At 66.7% G+C, this 3,067-nt stretch carries 4 protein-coding genes; 1 reads left to right on the top strand and 3 read right to left on the bottom strand.

Features of this window, described 5'->3' with window-relative positions:
- Positions 1–291: 291 nt before the first annotated feature.
- Both FDZ70_08580 and FDZ70_08575 read right to left on the bottom strand, forming a co-directional pair.
- On the bottom strand, positions 292–639 hold the full coding sequence (locus tag FDZ70_08580; GenBank protein TLM72198.1) for an mRNA-degrading endonuclease: 348 nt from the start codon (positions 637–639) through the stop codon (positions 292–294).
- The gene (locus FDZ70_08575) at positions 640–888 is read right to left on the bottom strand and encodes an AbrB/MazE/SpoVT family DNA-binding domain-containing protein (GenBank protein ID TLM72197.1); all 249 of its coding nucleotides are present in this window, start codon (positions 886–888) and stop codon (positions 640–642) included. It lies immediately after the preceding gene.
- Positions 889–1,016: 128 nt separating this feature from the next.
- Here FDZ70_08575 and FDZ70_08570 point away from each other — a divergent pair, with 128 nt between their 5' ends.
- On the top strand, positions 1,017–1,790 hold the full coding sequence (locus FDZ70_08570) for a hypothetical protein (GenBank protein ID TLM72196.1): 774 nt from the start codon (positions 1,017–1,019) through the stop codon (positions 1,788–1,790).
- A 9-nt stretch (positions 1,791–1,799) separates the two neighbouring features.
- On the opposite strand, the gene thrS is transcribed toward FDZ70_08570, so the two are convergent.
- A partial coding sequence (gene thrS / locus FDZ70_08565) for a threonine--tRNA ligase (protein TLM72195.1) occupies positions 1,800–3,067 on the bottom strand: 1,268 nt, incomplete at its 5' end.

The raw sequence follows: 3,067 nt of genomic DNA, 5'->3' as shown, positions 1-3,067 counted from the left end.
CTGATGGCGGTCACCTCCGTACCGTGCGCCCCGATGCCACACGGGGCACTGCCTTCCCTTCCCGAAGAACGAGAAACGCCCGGCGGCTTTGATGGTGAGCCGTCGGGCGGACAATGGACGCGGGCCCGTAAGGGGGCCGCATCTCTCATCGACCAGACAGCTGCACGATCGACGTGCGCCGCAAGGTGGGGACCAGACACTCTCGAACACGCAGGGAGGGGTCCCGCTTCTTCGCTATTCGGTTGTAGCCGCGTCAGTGTAGCGGGTGGGCGCGATGGCGGCAACAGGAGCCTAGCGAGGCTCGTACAGGCATGCGTCCAGCTTGGCGAGCGTTTCGCCGAGCAGCGCGGCTGACGCGACGCCCATGCGTCGTACCCCGCGGCTGCGAAAATCGACGGACTTCACCTGGTCGACCATCACCACCCCGGCGACAGGCTCACCGTCCGGTATCGGCACGTGGAACGGGTAGTCGCGGCGTGCATTCGTCACGGGGCAGATCACGCACATGCCCGTCTCGCGGTTGAACGCGTCCCTGCTGATGACGAGCGCTGGCCGTCGGCCGTGCTGCTCGTGGCCGACGGAGTCGGGATCGAATCCGAGGGTGATGAACTCCCCCTTGCCGGGGATGAGGCCGCTCATCTACCAGACCTCCTTGCCGCGAGGCCGTCCCCAGTCGACCTCCTCGGCCTTCCAGTCGGCAGGGATCTCACGCACCAGTTCCTCGAGCGAAAGACGGCCGCGCACGCGATGCACCGGTGTGATGATGATCTCGCCATCGCGGAACAGCACCTCGACCTCGTCCCCGATACCGATCCCGGCCTCGGACAACAGGTCCTTGCCGAGTCGCAAGCCCTGACTGTTGCCCCATTTCTGGACCTTGGTGACCATCGTCCCGACACCTCCTTCGTATAGCCGAAGTATAGCCCTCGCGACGCCGAGGTCAACCCACTGCCCGCCCGCGATTCCCCGTTTCGGGTACAGTGGCGCCCGAGTCCCCATGGAAGGATGCGCCGCCCATGAAGCTCAAGCCCTGGGAGATCCGGTTCGCGGCCACGCTGCTCGCGATCTCGGCGGCGCTGTTCGTCGCACGCGGGCTGCTGTTCGCCGGCGACGGCCTGGTCATCGGCGTCGACCCGTACCTGAACGAGGAACTGCGCTACCTCGTCGACGACCTCGCGTTCGTGCCGATCTCGGTCCTGCTCGTCACGCTCGTCATCGAGCGCATGATGGAGCTGCGCGACCGGGACTCGCTGATGCACAAGCTCAACATGGTGGTCGGCGCGTTCTTCTCCGAGGTGGGCCGGCCGCTGATCGACCTGCTGCGGGCGTTCGACACGGACGAGTCGGCGCTGCGCGGCGCACTGGCGTTCCGGGTCGGCTGGAAGGCCGCGGACTTCGAAACGGCGAGGCGGACGCTCGAGACGCACGAGAGTGCGATCGACGTGGGACTTCGCGGACTGGCGCCACTCAGGGAGTTCCTCTGCGAGCGTCGAGGCTTCCTGCTCGGGCTGTTGCAGAACCCCAACCTGCTCGAGCACGAGACGTTCACCGAGCTGCTGTGGGCGGTGCTCCACCTAGAGGAGGAGCTCGACGCGCGCACGGACCTGTGCGCGCTGCCGCCGACGGACGCCGCACACCTGTCGGGCGACGCGAAGCGCGCTTACCGCGCGGTGCTCATCGAGTGGGTCGCGTACATGCGGCACCTGTCCGAGCAGTACCCGTACCTCTACTCGCTCGCGGTGCGGCAGAATCCGTTCGACCCGGCGGCCGACGCCGAGGTGAAGGAGTAGCGCCCCACCCTACGGCGTCTGCGCGGCCACGAGCTCGACGAAGTCGTTGAGCCCCATCGCGCCGATGTCGCCTTGCGTCCGCTCGCGCACGCCCACGGTCCCGTCCTCGGCCTCGCGGTCGCCCACGACGAGCATGTACGGCACCTTCTGCTGCTGCGCCTTGGCGATCTTGACGCGCATGGGCTCGTTGTCCGCGTAGACCTCCGTGCGCACGCCCATGTCCTCGAGACGAGACCTGACACCCTGGGCGTACTCCAGGTGCCGGTCCGCGATCGGGACCACCACCGCCTGCGTCGGCGCGAGCCAGACGGGGAACGCCCCGGCGTAGTGCTCGATCAGGATGCCGAAGAACCGCTCCATCGAGCCGAAGATCACACGATGGAGCATGAACGGGCGGGCCTCCGTATTCTCGGCGGTGCGATAGGTCAGGTCGAATCGCGCCGGGAAGTTGAAGTCCACCTGGATCGTCGCGCACTGCCAGGTGCGTCCGATGGCATCGCGCAACTTGATGTCGATCTTCGGCCCGTAGAACGCACCATCGCCCTCGTTGATGTCGTAGGCCATGCCTCGCTCGTCGAGCGTGTCCTTGAGAGCGTTCGTGGCGATCTCCCAGTCCGCGTCCTCGCCGATGGACTTGGCCGGGCGCGTCGAGATCTCCGCGGTGTACTCGAAACCGAACGCCTTCATCGCCCAGTCGACGAAGTCGAGCACGCCTGCGACCTCGGGCTTGACCTGGTCCGCCGTGCAGAAGATGTGCGCATCGTCCTGCGTGAACCCGCGCGCGCGCATCAGCCCGTGCACGACCCCGGACTTCTCGTGGCGATAGACGGTCCCCAGCTCGAGCAGCCGCATCGGCAGGTCGCGATAGGAGCGCACGTCGTTCGCGTAGATCATCACCGCGCCGGGGCAGTTCATGGGCTTGACGCCGTACTCGGCCGGCTCCCGACCCTCACCCTCGTCGACCTCGAAGAAGTACATGTTCTCGCGATAGAAGTCGTAGTGGCCGGAGGTCTTCCATACGTCGGCCTTGAAGATGTGCGGCGTGATGATCTCCGTGTAGCCCCTGCGGTAGTGCTCGGCTCGCTCCCAGTCCTGCAGCAGCCGCAGCACGCGGGCGCCCTTCGGGTGGTAGAAGACGAGCCCGGCGCCCGCCTCCTCGTGGAACGAGAACAGGTCGAGGTCGCGGCCGAGCTTGCGGTGATCGCGCTTCTCGGCCTCCTCGATGCGCATGAGGTAGTCCGCCAGGTCCTTCTCCGAGAACCACGCTGTGCCGTAGA

It is taken from the genome of Actinomycetota bacterium, from assembly GCA_005774595.1.
Taxonomy (GTDB): domain Bacteria; phylum Actinomycetota; class Coriobacteriia; order Anaerosomatales; family D1FN1-002; genus D1FN1-002.
Note: the sequence above shows the minus strand (reverse complement) of the source record. Positions and strands in the feature narration are given on the sequence as shown.

Excerpts from the sequence above, each read along its gene's own strand:
- FDZ70_08575 (TLM72197.1), bottom strand. The coding sequence starts at position 888 with ATGGTCACCAAGGTCCAGAAATGGGGCAACAGTCAGGGCTTGCGACTC.
- FDZ70_08580 (TLM72198.1), bottom strand. The coding sequence starts at position 639 with ATGAGCGGCCTCATCCCCGGCAAGGGGGAGTTCATCACCCTCGGATTC.
- FDZ70_08570 (TLM72196.1), top strand. The coding sequence starts at position 1,017 with ATGAAGCTCAAGCCCTGGGAGATCCGGTTCGCGGCCACGCTGCTCGCG.